The organism is Nocardia sp. NPDC055165 (assembly GCF_053606985.1).
In genome coordinates this window covers 135,130-150,839 of record NZ_JBSGSS010000016.1, presented here as the reverse complement: position 1 = coordinate 150,839, position 15,710 = coordinate 135,130, and the positions used below count along the sequence as shown (strand labels likewise).

Here is a 15,710-nt window from a genome sequence, read left to right as displayed (position 1 = left end):
GAGTTCTATTTCTCGATGTTCTCGAAGTCGAACAGGCCGTTCCAGGTGAGCTCGGCCTTGGTGACCTTGTCCGAGCGGCCCGCGTTGGCGACGTAGTCGAACACTGGGATGTCCGCCATCTCCTTGATCATGATCGCCTGCGCTTGCGCGATCAGCTTGTAGGAATCCGCCTGTGTGGGGGCGGCGAGGGCGGCGTTGAACAGCCGGTCCACCTCGGGATTGTTGTAGTTGACGTTGTTGGTCTCGGAGAAGCTGTAGTACTGCGAACTGAGGAACTGCATCATCGTGGGGTAGTCGCCCTGCCAGCCATAGCGGAACGCGGTACCGATCGTCTTGGCGTTCACCGCGTCGCGAATGTTCTTGAACGTCGGCATCGGGTTGGCGACCGCGTCGATGCCGAGGGTGTTCTTCACGCTGTTGGCGACAGCTTCGATCCAGGCCTGGTGGCCGCCGTCGCTGTTGTAGGTGATCTGGTACTGACCCGACCACGGCGATATCGCGTCGGCCTGCGCCCACAGTTTCTTGGCCTGGTCGGGGTTGTAATCGAACACTTCCGCACCCGGCAGGTTCGCGTCGTAGCCGGGCAGGGTCGCGGCGGTGAAGTCGCGCGACGGCGTGCGCGTGCCGTTGAAGATCTTGTCGATGATCTGCGGGCGGTTGATCGCCATCGAGATGGCCTTGCGGCGCAGAATGCCTTCCTCGCCACCGAAATGCGGCACGGTGGTCTGGATGCCGATGTGCTGGTTCTGCGCGGTCGGCTTGGTGATGGCACGGTCGCCGAGATCGCTCTCGTACGTGGTGATCGCGCTGTCGGGAATGGTGTCGAGTGTGTCGAGATTTCCGGCCTGCAGATCCGCGTACGCGGTGTCGTAGGACTGGTACATCACGAATCGCAGGCCCTTGTTCTTGGCCGGGCGGCCACCGGGATAGTCCGGGTTGGGCGTGAGATCGATCTTCACGTTGTGTTCCCACGAACCGAACGCGTAGGGACCGTTGCCGATCGGCTTCTCACCGAACGCCTTCATATCCTTGAAAGCGGCATCGGGCAGCGGATAGAACGGCGCGTAGCCGAGCGCGCTCTCGAAGTCGATCGAGGGCGACTTCAACTCGACGGTGAAGGTGCGATCGTCGACAACCTTCAAGCCCGACATCGTCTTGACGGTGGGATTCTCGGCACTCACCTCGTCGAACCCGGCAATCGGGCTGTACACGTAGCTCTGCAGCTGCGCGTTGTCGGCGAGTGCGCCGTAGTTCCACGCGTCGACGAACGATTTCGCGGTGACCGTGGTGCCGTCGGCGAACTTCCAATTCGGCTTGATAGTGATCTTGTACGACTTCCGATCAGCCGTCTCGATCTTCTCGGCCACCTCGTCGTGGGCCTCACCGCTGGCGTCGTAGTACTTCAGCCCGGCGAACAAACGGTCGACGACACGGCCGCCCATGTTCTCGTTGGTATTGCTGGGCACCAACGGATTCTGCGGCTCGCCCGCATTGGTGGTGACGATGCTCGAATCAGCACTGTCGTCGGACGAGCACGCGGTGAGACCGAGGCTTGTGGCCGCCAGTCCCGCCGCGACCAGCGCGGTCGCTCTGATGAATCTCAACGCTCTCTCCCGGTTCAATTCCGTGGCTAACGGTCGGAGGTTAGCGGCTCCGGCTGGATTTTTCAGCGATCCGAGCCATTTTCAGTTCACATGTATCAGTACGGTTACTCGCTGGAAACGCAGGAAAAATTGCCGAGCCCCTCGCTCTCGGCAGAAAAATATGAACAAATATCGGGAACGCTCAGCTGAACCGTTGAGTAAAAACGATAGCTCGCGACCGTCCGGTCTGTCCGGCGAAGTCATCGGATGAACTAGCCCTATTGACCGCCGCGAAACATCGTCACGACAACGGGACACGCCGTCGCGGGTCAGTTGGCTACTGTCTAGACAGCTGGGCCGCACCCCGGCGACCGACCCGACCGCACCAGGCATGTGAGGCTGAACCGACGTGACCGAAACTGCTGCAGGACACCAGGACTCGTTTCCGCCCAGTGCGGAATTCGCCGCCGCCGCCAACGCGGACGCCACGCTCTACGACCGTGGCGAGACCGACCGCGACGGCTTCTGGGCCGAACAGGCCAACCGGCTGCACTGGCACAAACCCTTCACCGAAGTACTCGACTGGACCGACGCGCCGGTCGCGCGCTGGTTCGGCGACGGCGAGCTCAACGTCGCCTACAACTGCGTCGACCGCCACGTCATCGACGGGCACGGCGATCAGGTCGCTATCCACTGGGAAGGCGAACCCGGCGACTCGCGCGACATCACCTACCGCGAACTGCTGGAGGAGGTCTCGCGAGCGGCGAACTATCTGACCGAGCTCGGACTGGCGGCAGGCGATCGCGTCGCGATCTACATGCCGATGGTGCCCGAGGCGATCGTGTCGATGCTGGCGTGCGCGCGGCTGGGACTCACGCACTCGGTGGTGTTCGCGGGCTTCTCGCCGAGCGCGCTGCGCCAGCGGGTCGACGACGCCGAGGCCCGACTGATCATCACCACCGACGGACAGTGGCGGCGCGGCAAGCCCGCACCGCTCAAGGAGGCCGTCGACGAGGCGCTGGCCGCCAAGGGCGACGTGCCGTCGTCGGTGGAGCACGTGCTCGTGGTGCGCCGGGTCGGCACGGAGGTGCCGTGGACCGACGGTCGCGATCTGTGGTGGCACGAAACCGTCGCCGCCGCTTCACCTTCCCACGACGCACAGCCCTTCCCCGCCGAGCACCCGCTGTTCATCCTCTACACCTCCGGCACCACCGGAAAACCCAAGGGCATCCTGCACACCACCGGCGGATACCTCACCCAAACCGCCTACACCCACCACAACGTCTTCGACCACAAAGCCGGAGACGACGTCTACTGGTGCACCGCCGACATCGGCTGGGTCACCGGACACAGCTACATCGTCTACGGCCCCCTCGCCAACCGCGCCACCCAGGTCGTCTACGAAGGCACCCCCAACTCCCCCGACGAACACCGCCACTTCCAGATCATCGAGAAGTACGGCGTCACCATCTACTACACCGCACCCACCCTGATCCGCACCTTCATGAAATGGGGTCGTGAGATCCCCGACGCCCACGACCTGAGCACCCTGCGACTGCTCGGCTCCGTCGGCGAACCCATCAACCCCGAAGCCTGGCGCTGGTACCGGGAAGTCTTCGGCGCGAACAAGACTCCCATCGTCGACACCTGGTGGCAGACCGAGACCGGCGCCATCATGATCGCGCCACTGCCCGGCGTCACCGCGGCCAAACCGGGCGCCGCGATGGGCCCGCTGCCCGGCATCTCCGCGACGGTCGTCGACGAAGAGGGCAAACCGGTGCAACTCGGTGAGACCGAGGCCAACGGCTACCTCGTGCTCGACAAGCCGTGGCCGTCGATGCTGCGCGGCATCTGGGGCGATATGGATCGCTACCGCGCCACCTACTGGGAGCGCTACGCCGAGCAGGGATGGTACTTCGCCGGCGACGGGGCCAAGCTCGATGCCGACGGCGACCTGTGGGTGCTCGGCCGGGTCGACGACGTCATGAACGTCTCCGGACACCGCATCTCCACCGCCGAGGTCGAGTCCGCGCTGGTGGGGCATCCAGCCGTCGCCGAAGCGGCGGTGGTCGGCGCCACCGACGCGACCACCGGACAGGGGATCGTCGCGTTCACGATCCTCACCGGCGAGGCCGCGGCGTCGGCGGGGCCCGACCTGGTCGCCGAGCTGAAGGCGCAGGTGTCCAAGGAGATCAGCCCGATCGCGCGGCCACGCGAGATCCACATCGTGCCGGAACTGCCCAAGACCCGCAGCGGCAAGATCATGCGCAGGCTGCTGCGCGATGTCGCCGAAGGGCGCGAGCTCGGCGACACCTCCACGCTGGTCGATCCGGGCGTTTTCGAGGCCATTCGCACCGGGAGCAACTGACGCGCACCGGCCGGTGACCTCAAATGTCACCGGCCGGGTCCGTTAGGATCGAGTAAAGGTGTGCCGGGAAGTCTGGTCGGCATGCGGTCGTGAATCGGAGTCGATGAGCGCCCGCAGTTCCGTCGACCTCTGCCGGAAGGCTTGCCCTTGATCACGCGCGTCCGCTCCGAGCTCACCCGCTATCTCCGCACCGAAACCGTCGGCGGTGCGCTGCTGCTCGTGGCCGCCGCGGTGGCCCTGATCTGGGTGAACTCGCCGTGGGGCGCGAGCTACCAGACGATGATCGACACCCGCCTCGACATTCCCGCACTGCACCTCGACCTCACCCTGGCCGATTGGGCCAAGGACGGTCTGCTCGCGATCTTCTTCTTCGTGGCCGGGCTCGAGCTCAAACGCGAGTTCGCCGTCGGCGAGCTACGCGACCCGAAACGGGCCGCGCTGCCGGTCATCGCCGCGGTGGGCGGTGTGATCACCCCGGCCGTGATCGCGCTGGTGGTGGGCCACGGCGTACCCGGCATGGACAAGGGCTGGGCCATTCCCGTCGCCACCGATATCGCCTTCGCGCTCGCGATCCTGGCGATGACCGGTTCGCGGATCCCCACCAGTGCGCGGGTGTTCCTGCTGAGCCTGGCCGTGGTCGACGATCTGCTCGCCATCATTCTCATCGCGGTGCTGTTCACCGCCTCGCTGTCGCTGCTGTGGCTGGCCGCCGCCTTCGCCTGCTGCGGGGTGTGGGCACTGGCCCAGAAGCTGCGCCTGCACACGCCGCTGTTCTATATTCCGGTCGCGCTCGTGTGCTGGTACGCGCTGCACGAGGCGGGCATCCATCCGACGCTGGCCGGCGTCGCACTCGGGTTGCTCACCAGGGTCCGCAAGGATCCCGGCGAGAAGATCGCGCCCGCGACGCACCTCGAGCATGTGGTGCAACCGATCTCGGCCGGCTTCTGCGTACCGGTGTTCGCGCTGTTCGCCTCCGGTGTGCCGCTCAACGGCGCAGTGTTCGGATCACTGTTCACCGACCGGCTCGCGCTGGCGATCATCCTCGGGCTCTTGCTCGGCAAAACCATCGGAATCTTCGGTGTGAGCTGGGTCGTTATCAAACTCGGCTGGGCGAAACGCCCAGCCGGACTGGAGTATCGCGACATGTTCGCCCTGTCGGTACTCGGCGCGATCGGGTTCACCGTTAGCCTTCTCGTGGCGGAACTCGCGCTCGCCGACGTCGGCGACGATGCCATCGATCTTGCCAAGGCCGCCGTTCTGGTGACCTCGATGGCAGCATCGCTGATCGGATCGGCGCTACTGTTGCGCCGAGGACGTGTGCACCAGGCGCGCCGCGATGCAGACCAGTTACCACAGGGAGAAGGGTCGACGAAGTGAGTTACACCCAAGGCGGAAATGACGGTCGGACGGTCACTTCGATCCCGTTGACCGACGCCAATCCGCCCGGATCGGCGAGCATCGGCAGCCTCGTGCGCGATGCCACCGAGCAGATGTCGACACTGGTGCGCGCCGAGGTGGCGCTGGCCAAGGCCGAGGTCACCGGTGAGATCAAGAAGGGCCTCACCGGCAGCGTCTTCTTCATCCTCGCGCTGACAGTGCTGCTGTTCAGCTCGTTCTTTTTCTTCTTCTTCCTCGCCGAGCTGCTCGACATGTGGCTGTGGCGCTGGGCCGCGTTCCTGATCGTGTTCCTGCTGATGGTGCTCACCACTGTCCTGCTGGCCTTGCTCGGCTGGCTCAAGGTACGGAAGGTGCGCGCGCCGGAGAAGACGATCGGTTCGCTCAAGCAGGCCGCCGAGGTGCTGCCCGCCGCGTTCACCCACCGCGATGCGGCCGACGCGCACGCGGCCATCGGATCCAGTGGTGCGGGCGCCACTTCGCTGGAGAAGTCGAGCAACCGATGACGCGCCGGGCGGGCCCGGTCGCAACAGCCGGACCCGCCCACTAGGCTCGATCGGCGTGTCGTCCAATTCATTCCCGGATCCCTCCAGTGTCCGTTTCGACGGACCGTGGACCCACCGGGACGTGCACGCCAACGGAATCCGCTTCCACGTCGTCGAAGCAGTTGTCGCCGAAACCGACGGTGCGGACCGCCCCGAGGCGCCCCTGGTGCTGCTGCTGCACGGTTTCGCCGATTTCTGGTGGTCGTGGCGGCATCAGCTGACCGCGCTGGCAGGCCACGGGTATCGCACCGTCGCCGTCGACCTGCGCGGCTACGGCGATACCGACAAACCACCGCGTGGCTACGACGGCTGGACCCTCGCAGGCGACATCGCCGGCCTGGTCCGGGCGCTCGGGCACACCGAGGCCACGCTCGTCGGCCACGCCGAAGGCGGACTGGTCTGCTGGGCCACCGCGGTGCTGCATCCGCGACTGGTCCGCTCGATCGCGCTGGTGAGCTCGCCGCATCCCGCCGCGCTCAAGAGCGCCGTGCTGCGCGATCCGGCCCAACGGGCGACCTGGTTGCCCGATTTCCTGCGGTATCAGCTGCCGCGCTATCCCGAAAACCTGCTCACCCGACGTGGTGGCGCCGAGGTGGAGCGCCTGCTGCATGATCGGGTCGGTGAATCCTGGTCGCGCACTGCGGAATTCGTCGAGACCGCGTCGCGGATGCGGCATGCCATCCGGATACCGGGGGCCGCGCACAGTGCGCTGGAGTATCAGCGCTGGGCGTTTCGCAGTCAGTGGCGACCGGACGGTAAGCGGTTCATGGCCACGATGCGCACCCCGATCGACATCCCGGTGCTGATGCTGCGCGGCGAGCACGACTCGTATCTGCTCGACGCCACGTTCCGGCGCGGGGAGTCGTTATCGCCCCATCGGACGCTGGTCTCGATTCCGCGTGCGGGGCACTACGCCCATCAGGAGAACCCCAGCAGGGTCAACGAGGCGCTGACCGCGCACTGGCGCGAGCAGAACGGTGTGAACGGGTCGCCGCCGCACGACGACTTGGTTTCGCCGTAGTTTCGGAGCGCCGGCGCGCTCGAAATGGGTCTGGCCTTTGGGTAGGGACGTATCGGGTTCGACCGGGTCCGGGTTAGTTGGAGGCTGTGTTTTTGGAGCGCTGGCGCGCTCGAGCGGGGCCCCTGAGGCCCCGATCTTCCCTCCCTACGGGTACTCCTTCGTCGCACCCTTCGGTCAGTCCAGATCGGGGCGGGCCCCTTGGGGTACAGACATACCGGGACTACCGGGCCCAGGCGGTGTGCGCCGTGCGTCGACGTACCTCTGGCTACTCGGGGACTGGGTGATCAGCTCAGTACGCAGGCGCCCGTGTTGACGGGGGTGCTGCTCGGGGCGGCTGCGGCCAGTTCGGACGCGACCTCGTGCAAGGTGAGGACGTAGCCGGTGTCGTCGTCGGTGACCGCCGCGCCGAAGACCACGCCGAGGAGCTGGCCCTCGGCGTCGACCAGCGGGCCGCCGGAGTTGCCCGCGCGGACCTGACCGCGCACCGTGTAGACCTCACGTTCGACGGTGCCGTCGCGGTGGATGGTCGGGCCGGTGAGGTCGAGGGTCTCGCGGACACGGGCCGCGCTGGCGGTGTACGGGCCGCCACCGGGGTAACCGAGCACGATCGCGCTCTCGCCCGAACTCGCGGGCTCAGGGGCCTGGGGCAGCACGGGGGCGGTCAGACCGGGGACGGCGAGGACCGCGATGTCCTTGGACGGGTCGAACAGGACCACGGTGGCGTCGAGCGCACCGCGCGCGGTGTCGACCGACACGGTGTTGGTGCCCGCCACGACGTGCGCGTTGGTCATCACGCGTTCCGGCGCGACGATGAAGCCGGAACCTTCGAGCGCCCGCTGGCAACTGGGTGCGGTGCCGCGGATGCGCAGCACGCTCTGCTGCAGCGACGCCGCAACCGGGCTGGCCAGCACCGAGGGATCCGGCGGTTCGACGGCGGCGATCGGCGCTCGGCCGAACGGGCCGATCACATCGGGCAAGCCCGACGTGTCGAGCAGCTTGGAGAATTCGTTGGGAACCTTGCGCAACCAGTCCGGCGCGACCGAATTGACGTCGGCGAGCACCTTCGACCCGTTGATCGCGGCGGCGACAGCGGGCTGGGACGCGGTGGCCAGCGGCAACGCGAGCAGCCAGGCCGCGACCAGCACGGTCACCGCCTGCAACACCGCACCGACAACACTGTCCACGCTGCGGGCGACCGGCTGGCGGATGCTGGTGCGCGCGGCCCGGCCGAGCACCATGCCCGCCACCTCACCGACGATCACCAGCAGCACGATCAGCAGGATGCCGCCGAGTACCCGGCTGCGACCCTCACTGAGGTGCTTGAGGATGTGCGGTGCGATCAGAATGCCCGCGACGGCGCCCAGCGCGACGCCGAAGAACGCCAGCGCCGACGCCACCGCGCCCTGCCGCCAGCCGGTGGACGCCGCGACCAGCGCGATCAGTACCACCGCGATGTCGAGCCATACCGAGGCGGTCACAGGGTCATTCCGACCGCAGCCAGCGAGCTCTCCAGGTCACGCACGTCGCCCCGATCCCAGTTTCGTTCCCAGCCAGCGGATTTGATGATGCCGGCGAGAATACCGCCGGTGAGTCCCCACACCAGCATGCCGTCGACCTGGAACGCGGGGCTCTGGTAGCCGAGACTGCCACGCACCATGAATCTGTGTGCCGGATCGAGCAATTCGGTGAGCGGCACACGCACGACACGCTCGGTTTCGCCCTGATCGACGACGCGGACCGCGCTGGGTGCTCGCCAGTAGCCGAGCACCGGGGTCACGTCGAATTTCGACGGCGGAACGAACAGTTTCGGCAGCAGCGCGAACGGCTGGACACCGGCCGGGTCGAGTCCGGTCTCCTCGGCGGCTTCGCGCAGGGCGGTGCCGACCGGGCCGTCGTCGCCGGGATCCTCGGCGCCGCCGGGGAACGCGATCTGGCCGCGGTGCTGGCGCATGGTCGAGGCACGCTGAGTGAGCAGGACGTCGGCGTCGGCGGGCAGGCCCCCTGGCACCGACTCATCGGCGTCGGGCGAGCCGCCGAACAGCACGAGGACAGCTGCCTGGCGTGGCCTGCCGGTGATCGACATGGCCCGGCGCAGGGCGCGGGATGTAGCGAGCGTGTCGTCGGCGTCGGGGCCGCCGGATCTGATCGCGGTGCGCAACCACGAGGGAACGCCGGAATCGTCGAGCCTCGCTACATCGTTCACGCCATCGCCTTCGATCCACACGCCACTGTTACGTCCTCTGTCATACCGTGACCCCGAGCTTCGCGGATACCGTATCCGCGATGTCGGCCACGTCGGCAAACGTACGCACCTCCACGCTCGCGATGGTGCCGTCGGCCCGCACGAGCACCGAGACGGGCAGCACCGCGGGCGCACCGACCGCACTGCGCACGGCGGCCTGCGGATCCTCGACGCCGGGCAGGGTGATGCCGAGTCCGGTCAGCCGAGACAGTGCCTTCGCCTCGTCGGGATCGCTGTGCACGGTCATGACCGTGAGTGCCGAGCCCGCCCGCTGCGCGAACTCCTGTAGATGCGGCAACTCGGTGGCGCAGGGTCCACACCAGTAGGCCCACAGGTTGAGCAGCGCGGGCTTTCCGGCGAGCGCCGCGGCGAGATCGACGGGCGTGCCGTCCGCCAGACAGCTCACCTGGAGACCGGCCAGCGGCCCCGATCCGGATGCGGACGCGGGCGACGGGCAGGGTTGGGACCCCGCCGCCGCTCGTTCCTCGGCCGACACGCCCGATGTCTGTTGCGATGTCTGCGCAACGACGCCGGTGGTCTGCGAACCCTCACGCGGCCACAGCGCCACCGTGGCGGCGACCACCAGGATCACCGCGGCGAGTACCCAGCGCACAGCGGGCCGCCGTAGCAGCGAGGCTTCGCTCACAGGCCGACCATGTTCAGCAGGTGATCGCGCTCCGGGCCCTTCACCAACTCCGCGGCCACCGCCGGGTCGGTGGGGCCGAGCCCGAACGACGGGCAGTCGCCGGCGAGCATGCACGCGCCGCAGGCCGGCTTGCGCGCATGGCACACCCGACGCCCCTCGAAGATCACCCGGTGCGAGAGCATCGTCCAGTCCTTGCGCTCGAACAGCGCGCCGACCGCGTGCTCGACCTTGACCGGATCCTCCTCGTCGGTCCACTTCCAGCGACGCACCAACCGGCCGAAATGGGTGTCGACGGTGATACCGGGCACATCGAACGCGTTGCCGAGGATGACGTTGGCCGTCTTGCGCCCGATCCCGGGCAATTTCACCAATTCGTCCAGAGTGTGAGGCAATTCACCGTCGTATTTTTCGACCAGCGCCTGGCCGAGGCCGATCAGCGAACTGGTCTTGTTCCGGTAGAAGCCGGTGGGCCTGATGTATTCCTCCAGCTCCACCCGGTTGGCCTGCGCGTAGTCGTAGGCACTGCGGTACTTCGCGAACAGGGCGGGAGTGGTGAGGTTCACCCGGACGTCGGTGCACTGGGCGGACAGGATCGTCGCGACGGCCAGTTCCAGCGGCGTGGTGAAGTCGAGCTCGCAGTGCGCGTCGGGGAACGCCGCGGCGAGCGTGCGGTTCATCCGGCGGGCGCGCCGGACCAGTCCGATCCGCGTTTCCGCAGCTATCGCACGGTTCTTGCGTTTGCGAGCGGCCGAGATGCCGGTGGGTACGGCGGCCGAATCCGCTGCCGGATCGGCATCGCCGGCGGCGGCGGGGGCAGGGGAAACGGGCACCGCTTCACCATACGGAACCACTACGACAACATTGCCCGGCCAGTTTGCCCGCTGTGTTCCATCTGAGACCTGGACCGTGTTTACTGCCAGTCATGCAAGGACTCGCTGTGGTGCTCTTCCCAGTGCTGTTGATGCTGTTCGCGCTGGGGATGGAGCGGGTCGAGAATCGGCTCCGAAAGCTTCTCGAACCCGACGAAGAGGTTCAGCAGTACCTGGACAACGCCAGCAACGCCGAAGTGAAAGAGCTGACGAAGCTCGGCCTGCCCGCCGCCGTGGCGCGCGTGCGCAAGCGCCGTTCCCGTACCTCCGAATTGGATGTCGCACGGGCGAGCTAAACGATCGATTCTCAACGCGCAATCCACTCTTTACGTGGTGTCTGTCACTGCGGTGCCGGAATGCCGCGTAGACTGCGCGGTTGGTCGATTCGCTCGACCAGGTTCGCAAGCCATATCCCATAAGGAGCACATTCGTGGACGAGGCCCTCGCCAGAGCAGGCATCTTCCAAGGCGTCGAGCCCACCGCGGTGGCCGCGCTCGCCAAGCAGCTGCAGCCCGTAGATTTTCCGCGCGGCCACGTCATCTTCAACGAGGGCGAACCCGGCGATCGGCTGTACATCATCACGACGGGCAAGGTGAAGATCGGCCGGCGGTCCCCGGACGGCAGGGAGAACCTGCTGACCATCATGGGTCCGTCCGACATGTTCGGTGAACTGTCGATCTTCGACCCGGGCCCGCGTACCTCGACCGCAACCACGGTCACCGAGGTCCGCGCCGTGACGATGGACCGCGACGCACTCAAGTCGTGGATCGATCAGCGCCCTGAGATCGCTGAGCAGCTGCTGCGCGTGCTGGCACGACGCCTTCGCCGCACCAACAACAACCTCGCCGACCTGATCTTCACCGACGTGCCAGGTCGCGTCGCCAAGGCGCTGCTGCAGCTCGCACAGCGCTTCGGCACCCAGGAAGCGGGCGCGCTGCGCGTGACCCACGACCTGACCCAGGAAGAGATCGCCCAGCTGGTCGGTGCTTCCCGGGAAACCGTCAACAAGGCGCTCGCCGACTTCGCTCATCGCGGATGGTTGCGCCTCGAGGGCAAGAGCGTGCTGATCTCGGATTCCGAGCGTCTGGCACGTCGCGCTCGCTGACGTTCGAACACCTGCCGTCCCGGTATGACGGGACCGTTGATGCGTGTGGGCTCACGAGGAGAGGGCCTCGTCCACACCACCGCGGTTTCGTTGTGCCGGGACATCGGCCGTTGTCCGCCGGACATCACTCGATCGCCGACACGGCAAGCGCGTCGGCGATCGACCGGTGTTCAGTTCTGTTCGGCCCGCAGGTATTCCAGCTGCGCCTGCACGGAACTGCGCGCGGCGGGCCACAGGCGTTTGTCCACGTCGGCGTACACCTTGCGGACCACCGCGAGAGCGCCGGCGCCGGGACCCAGTTCGACCAGCGCGGCCCGCACCTGGTCGAGCCGCTCACGCCGGTGGTCGAGGTAGTACTGCGCCACCGGCGCCGCATCGGGGTGGTCGGGCCCGTGCGCGGGCAGCAATGCCTTACCCGCGCCCAGCTCACGCAGCTTTTCCAGCGACGCGAGGAAGTTCGCCAGCGCGCCCGGCGCGGATTCGAGCACCGTGGTGCCGCGGCCGAGGACCGTGTCACCGGTGAGCACCGCGTCGTCGAGCAGCAGGCTCACCGAATCGGTGGTGTGTCCCGGCGTACCGAGCACCGTGATCCGCAGGCCGGCGGCCTCGATCACCTCGCCGTCCACCAGCGGCACGACCGCGCCACGCAGATACGCCGGGTCCACCGATCGCACCGGCGTCCCGGTGGCTTTCACCAGGTGATCGATGCCGCCGGTGTGATCGTGGTGGTGATGGGTGATCAGCGTCAACGCGATCCGGCCGCCGGTGGCCTCGACGATGTCGGCGGTGTGTTTCTTGTCCTTCGGTCCCGGATCGACGACCACATAGGAATCGCTGTCCGGGCCACGCAGCAGCCAGGTGTTGGTGCCGTCGAGCGTCATTTGATTGGGGTTGTCGGCCAGTAGTACCGATGCCGTCGCAGTGACCGGCCTGACCTGGCTGTACGCGGGATGTTCCAGTGCCATGACGGCTGCCTATCCGACCTCGACGATCAATTCCACCTCGACGGGCGTGTTCTTGGGCAGTTCCGAGACGCCGACGGCCGAGCGCGCGTGCACGCCCGCCTCGCCGAACACCTCACCGAGGAACTCCGACGCACCGTTGATCACGATCGGCTGATCGCTGAATCCGGGTGCCGAGGCGACGAATCCGACGACCTTCACGATCCGCACCACCTGGTCGAGCCCGACCAGGTCGTGCACGGCCGCGAGCGCGTTCAACGCGCACAGCCGGGCGGCCTCCTTGGCCTGCTCCACATCCACCTCCGCCCCGACCTTGCCGACCGCCGACAATTCACCGTCGACGAAGGGCAGCTGGCCGGAGGTGTACACCAGCGAACCGGTGCGCACGGCGGGAATGTAGGCCGCGACAGGAGCGGCGACCGGCGGCAGGGTGACACCGAGCCGGTCGAGCGCGTCCTTCCACGCGGTGGCCACGGCTACTTCTGCCGCTTCAGGTAGGCGACGTGCTGTTCGCCGGTCGGTCCGGGCAGCACCGAGACCAGCTCCCAGCCATCGGACCCCCACTGGTCGAGGATCTGCTTGGTCGCGTGCGTCAACAGCGGCACGGTCGCGTACTCCCACAGGGTGACTTCACTCATGGTGTGAGTTTAGGGCTCACCCCGAACGCCTGGGCGAAACGGGTTATAGGCTCGGCGGCGTGGGAGCACCAACAGCAGAGCCGGTTTCGTCGGTTCCCGAACCGTCGACCGGATGGCCACAGCGCGCGGCCAAGGCCCGCTTGCACTACGTGACCGGCAAGGGAGGCACCGGCAAGTCGACCGTTTCGGCCGCACTCGCACTCGCGCTCGCCGCAGGGGGACGCAAAGTGCTGCTGGTCGAGGTCGAGAGTCGCCAGTCCATCGCGCAGTTGTTCGATCGGCCACCGTTGCCGCCCACCGAGACCCATATCGCCAGCGCCGACGGCGGTGGCGAGGTGACGGCACTGGCTCTGGACATCGAGTACGCGTTCCTCGAATACCTCGACATGTTCTACAACCTCGGCTTCGCGGGGCGGGCGATGCGCCGGATGGGCGCCATCGAGTTCGTCACCACGATCGCGCCCGGTCTGCGCGACGTGATCCTCACCGGCAAGATCAAAGAGTGTGTGGTCAGGGTCGGCAAGGACGGCAAACCCGCCTATGACGACATCGTCGTCGACGCGCCGCCGACCGGCCGGATCGCAGGCTTCCTCGACGTCACCACGGCCATGGCCGAGATCGCCAAGGGCGGTCCGATCGCCTCGCAGGCCGAGGGCGTGTCCAACCTGCTGCATTCCGATCAGACGATGATCCACCTGGTGACGCTGCTCGAGGCGCTGCCGGTGCAGGAGACCGCCGACGCGATCGCCGAGCTCACCGCCGACGATCTGCGGATCGGCACGGTGATCGTCAACCGGGCGGCCACCGCCGAACTCACCCCGGCTCAGCGCGACACGGCCGTGGCGGGCGAACTCGACACCGCCGCGGTCGCCGCCGACCTGGCGAAGGCCGGCATCACCCTGTCCGAATCGGACTTCGACGGCCTGATCGCCGAAACGGTCGACCATGCGATCGTGCTGACCGCACAGAACGCGAGTGCCGCCGAACTGGCGCAGATCGACGTCCCCCAGCTGTCCCTGCCCGCCCTCGGCGACGGCATCGACCTCGGTGGCCTCTACGAACTGGCCGAACAGCTATCCGCGCAGGGAGTCCGATGAGCGAGCACGTTTCCACCCCGCCCGCGCTGGATGTCTCGCAGATCATCGCCGACCCGAGTGCCCGCGTGATCGTGTGCTGCGGGTCCGGCGGCGTCGGTAAGACCACCACCGCGGCCTCGATCGCGCTGCGAGCGGCCGAATCGGGTCGCAAGGTGGTGGTGCTGACCATCGATCCGGCGCGCAGGCTGGCGCAGTCGCTGGGCGTGGCCGAACTGGACAACACCCCGCAGCGCGTGGAGCTGGGTCCCGAGGTGCCCGGTGAACTGCACGCGATGATGCTGAACATGCGCCGCACCTTCGACGACATGGTGCTCGAGCACACCAGCGCGGACAAGGCCGAGCAGATCTTCGCCAACCCGATCTATCAGACGGTGGCGTCGTCGTTCGGCGGCACGCAGGAGTACATGGCGATGGAGAAGCTCGGCCAGCTGGCCGCGCGTAAGGAGTGGGACCTGATCGTGGTCGACACTCCCCCGTCTCGCAACGCGCTCGATTTCCTCGACGCGCCCAAGCGGCTCGGCACCTTCCTCAACGGCAAGATGATCCGGTTGATCATGGCGCCGGGACGCGGTGTCGGCCGGATCGTCACGGGGGCGATGAGCCTGGCGATGCGCGGGGTGTCGACGATTGTCGGCGGGCAGATGCTCAAGGACGCCTCGACGTTCCTGCAATCGCTGGAATCGCTGTTCGGTGGGTTCCAGGACCGGGCCGAGCGCACCTTCGCGATGCTGTCCAAGCCCGGTACCCACTTCCTGGTGGTCGCCGCGCCAGAGCCGGACGCGTTGCGCGAGGCGTCGTTCTTCGTCGACCGGCTGTCGACCGAGAAGATGCCGCTGGCCGGTCTGGTGCTGAACCGGACCCATCCCGCGTTGTCGGAGCTGTCGGGCGACCACGCGCTGACTGCCGCCGACCAGCTGGCTGATTCGAACCCGCTGACCGCATCGGTGCTGCGCATCCACGCCGATCGGGTGTCGACGGCGGCGCGGGAGCGGCGGCTGCTGCACCGCTTCACCGGTGCGCACCCGCGGGTGAAGATCGTCTCGGTGACCGCGCTGCCCTTCGAGGTCTCGGATCTCGAAGCACTGCGCGCCGTCGGCGATCAGCTGACCGGTACCCCGGCTTCGGCCTGATCGATTCAGACAAATCCGCTATAGCTCACAATCCGGTAACACTCACCAACGGCGCCGATTCCGCAAACCACGCGGTCTCGGCGCCGTTTGTGATAACGGTCCGGTCTCG

At 67.1% G+C, this 15,710-nt stretch carries 16 protein-coding genes; 8 read left to right on the top strand and 8 right to left on the bottom strand.

The genetic code is table 11. The annotated features are described in order from the left end of the window. Positions 1-5: 5 nt before the first annotated feature. On the bottom strand, positions 6-1,604 hold the full coding sequence (locus ACWFRF_RS28155; protein ID WP_452453054.1) for a peptide ABC transporter substrate-binding protein: 1,599 nt from the start codon (positions 1,602-1,604) through the stop codon (positions 6-8). A 388-nt stretch (positions 1,605-1,992) separates the two neighbouring features. Here ACWFRF_RS28155 and acs point away from each other — a divergent pair, with 388 nt between their 5' ends. The 4 genes from acs to ACWFRF_RS28135 all read left to right on the top strand — a co-directional run bounded on the left by acs (position 1,993) and on the right by ACWFRF_RS28135 (position 6,912). Then, entirely contained in the window at positions 1,993-3,951 is a 1,959-nt protein-coding gene (gene acs / locus ACWFRF_RS28150; protein WP_452453053.1) for an acetate--CoA ligase, read from the top strand. A 147-nt stretch (positions 3,952-4,098) separates the two neighbouring features. Continuing rightward, positions 4,099-5,328 (top strand): Na+/H+ antiporter NhaA, encoded by a 1,230-nt coding sequence (gene nhaA, locus ACWFRF_RS28145; RefSeq protein WP_452453051.1) that lies wholly within the window; start codon positions 4,099-4,101, stop codon positions 5,326-5,328. Further along, positions 5,325-5,852, top strand: coding sequence for a phage holin family protein (locus ACWFRF_RS28140; RefSeq protein WP_378638743.1), 528 nt, complete (start codon positions 5,325-5,327; stop codon positions 5,850-5,852). The genes nhaA and ACWFRF_RS28140 overlap by 4 nt, the downstream gene beginning before the upstream one ends. 55 nt (positions 5,853-5,907) lie before the next feature. Beyond that, a complete protein-coding gene (locus ACWFRF_RS28135) occupies positions 5,908-6,912 on the top strand; it encodes an alpha/beta fold hydrolase (protein WP_452453048.1) in 1,005 nt (334 codons plus the stop codon). Positions 6,913-7,196: 284 nt separating this feature from the next. Here ACWFRF_RS28135 and ACWFRF_RS28130 read toward each other — a convergent pair whose 3' ends face one another. Genes ACWFRF_RS28130 through nth form a run of 4 tightly spaced genes read right to left on the bottom strand, consistent with a single transcriptional unit; the run spans position 7,197 to position 10,555 of the window. Further along, a complete protein-coding gene (locus tag ACWFRF_RS28130) occupies positions 7,197-8,390 on the bottom strand; it encodes a MarP family serine protease (protein WP_378638738.1) in 1,194 nt (397 codons plus the stop codon). Then, positions 8,387-9,115, bottom strand: coding sequence for an NUDIX hydrolase (locus ACWFRF_RS28125; RefSeq protein WP_378638735.1), 729 nt, complete (start codon positions 9,113-9,115; stop codon positions 8,387-8,389). The genes ACWFRF_RS28130 and ACWFRF_RS28125 overlap by 4 nt, the downstream gene beginning before the upstream one ends. Before the next feature lie 40 nt (positions 9,116-9,155). Then, positions 9,156-9,800, bottom strand: coding sequence for a TlpA family protein disulfide reductase (locus ACWFRF_RS28120; protein WP_452453045.1), 645 nt, complete (start codon positions 9,798-9,800; stop codon positions 9,156-9,158). Beyond that, a complete protein-coding gene (nth, locus tag ACWFRF_RS28115; protein WP_378994498.1) occupies positions 9,797-10,555 on the bottom strand; it encodes an endonuclease III in 759 nt (252 codons plus the stop codon). Before nth ends, ACWFRF_RS28120 begins: the two co-directional genes overlap by 4 nt. A gap of 167 nt (positions 10,556-10,722) precedes the next feature. Here nth and ACWFRF_RS28110 point away from each other — a divergent pair, with 167 nt between their 5' ends. Beyond that, positions 10,723-10,965 carry a hypothetical protein gene (locus tag ACWFRF_RS28110; RefSeq protein WP_056821920.1) on the top strand — a complete coding sequence of 81 codons (243 nt, stop codon included), beginning with the start codon at positions 10,723-10,725 and terminating at the stop codon, positions 10,963-10,965. Between the two features lie 134 nt (positions 10,966-11,099). Beyond that, complete coding sequence (locus ACWFRF_RS28105; RefSeq protein ID WP_040703546.1) at positions 11,100-11,774, top strand: Crp/Fnr family transcriptional regulator; 675 nt, start codon at positions 11,100-11,102, stop codon at positions 11,772-11,774. A 170-nt stretch (positions 11,775-11,944) separates the two neighbouring features. Here ACWFRF_RS28105 and ACWFRF_RS28100 read toward each other — a convergent pair whose 3' ends face one another. The 3 genes from ACWFRF_RS28100 to ACWFRF_RS28090 are packed head-to-tail and all read right to left on the bottom strand — an operon-like array spanning position 11,945 to position 13,374. Beyond that, positions 11,945-12,739 (bottom strand): MBL fold metallo-hydrolase, encoded by a 795-nt coding sequence (locus ACWFRF_RS28100; RefSeq protein ID WP_378994320.1) that lies wholly within the window; start codon positions 12,737-12,739, stop codon positions 11,945-11,947. A gap of 9 nt (positions 12,740-12,748) precedes the next feature. After that, positions 12,749-13,210 (bottom strand): RidA family protein, encoded by a 462-nt coding sequence (locus tag ACWFRF_RS28095; protein ID WP_211300352.1) that lies wholly within the window; start codon positions 13,208-13,210, stop codon positions 12,749-12,751. 2 nt (positions 13,211-13,212) lie between these two features. Then, positions 13,213-13,374, bottom strand: a complete 162-nt coding sequence (locus ACWFRF_RS28090; protein ID WP_101464811.1) for a DUF4177 domain-containing protein — start codon at positions 13,372-13,374, stop codon at positions 13,213-13,215. A gap of 59 nt (positions 13,375-13,433) precedes the next feature. Here ACWFRF_RS28090 and ACWFRF_RS28085 point away from each other — a divergent pair, with 59 nt between their 5' ends. Then, entirely contained in the window at positions 13,434-14,471 is a 1,038-nt protein-coding gene (locus tag ACWFRF_RS28085) for an ArsA family ATPase (RefSeq protein WP_378994322.1), read from the top strand. After that, a complete protein-coding gene (locus ACWFRF_RS28080) occupies positions 14,468-15,601 on the top strand; it encodes an ArsA family ATPase (protein ID WP_378994324.1) in 1,134 nt (377 codons plus the stop codon). Before ACWFRF_RS28085 ends, ACWFRF_RS28080 begins: the two co-directional genes overlap by 4 nt. Positions 15,602-15,710: the final 109 nt, after the last annotated feature.

What these genes read in the sequence shown, in the direction of transcription:
- ACWFRF_RS28110 (WP_056821920.1), top strand. Translation starts at nt 10,723, where the DNA reads ATGCAAGGACTCGCTGTGGTGCTCTTCCCAGTGCTGTTGATGCTGTTC.
- ACWFRF_RS28090 (WP_101464811.1), bottom strand. Translation starts at nt 13,374, where the DNA reads ATGAGTGAAGTCACCCTGTGGGAGTACGCGACCGTGCCGCTGTTGACG.
- ACWFRF_RS28100 (WP_378994320.1), bottom strand. Translation starts at nt 12,739, where the DNA reads ATGGCACTGGAACATCCCGCGTACAGCCAGGTCAGGCCGGTCACTGCG.
- ACWFRF_RS28080 (WP_378994324.1), top strand. Translation starts at nt 14,468, where the DNA reads ATGAGCGAGCACGTTTCCACCCCGCCCGCGCTGGATGTCTCGCAGATC.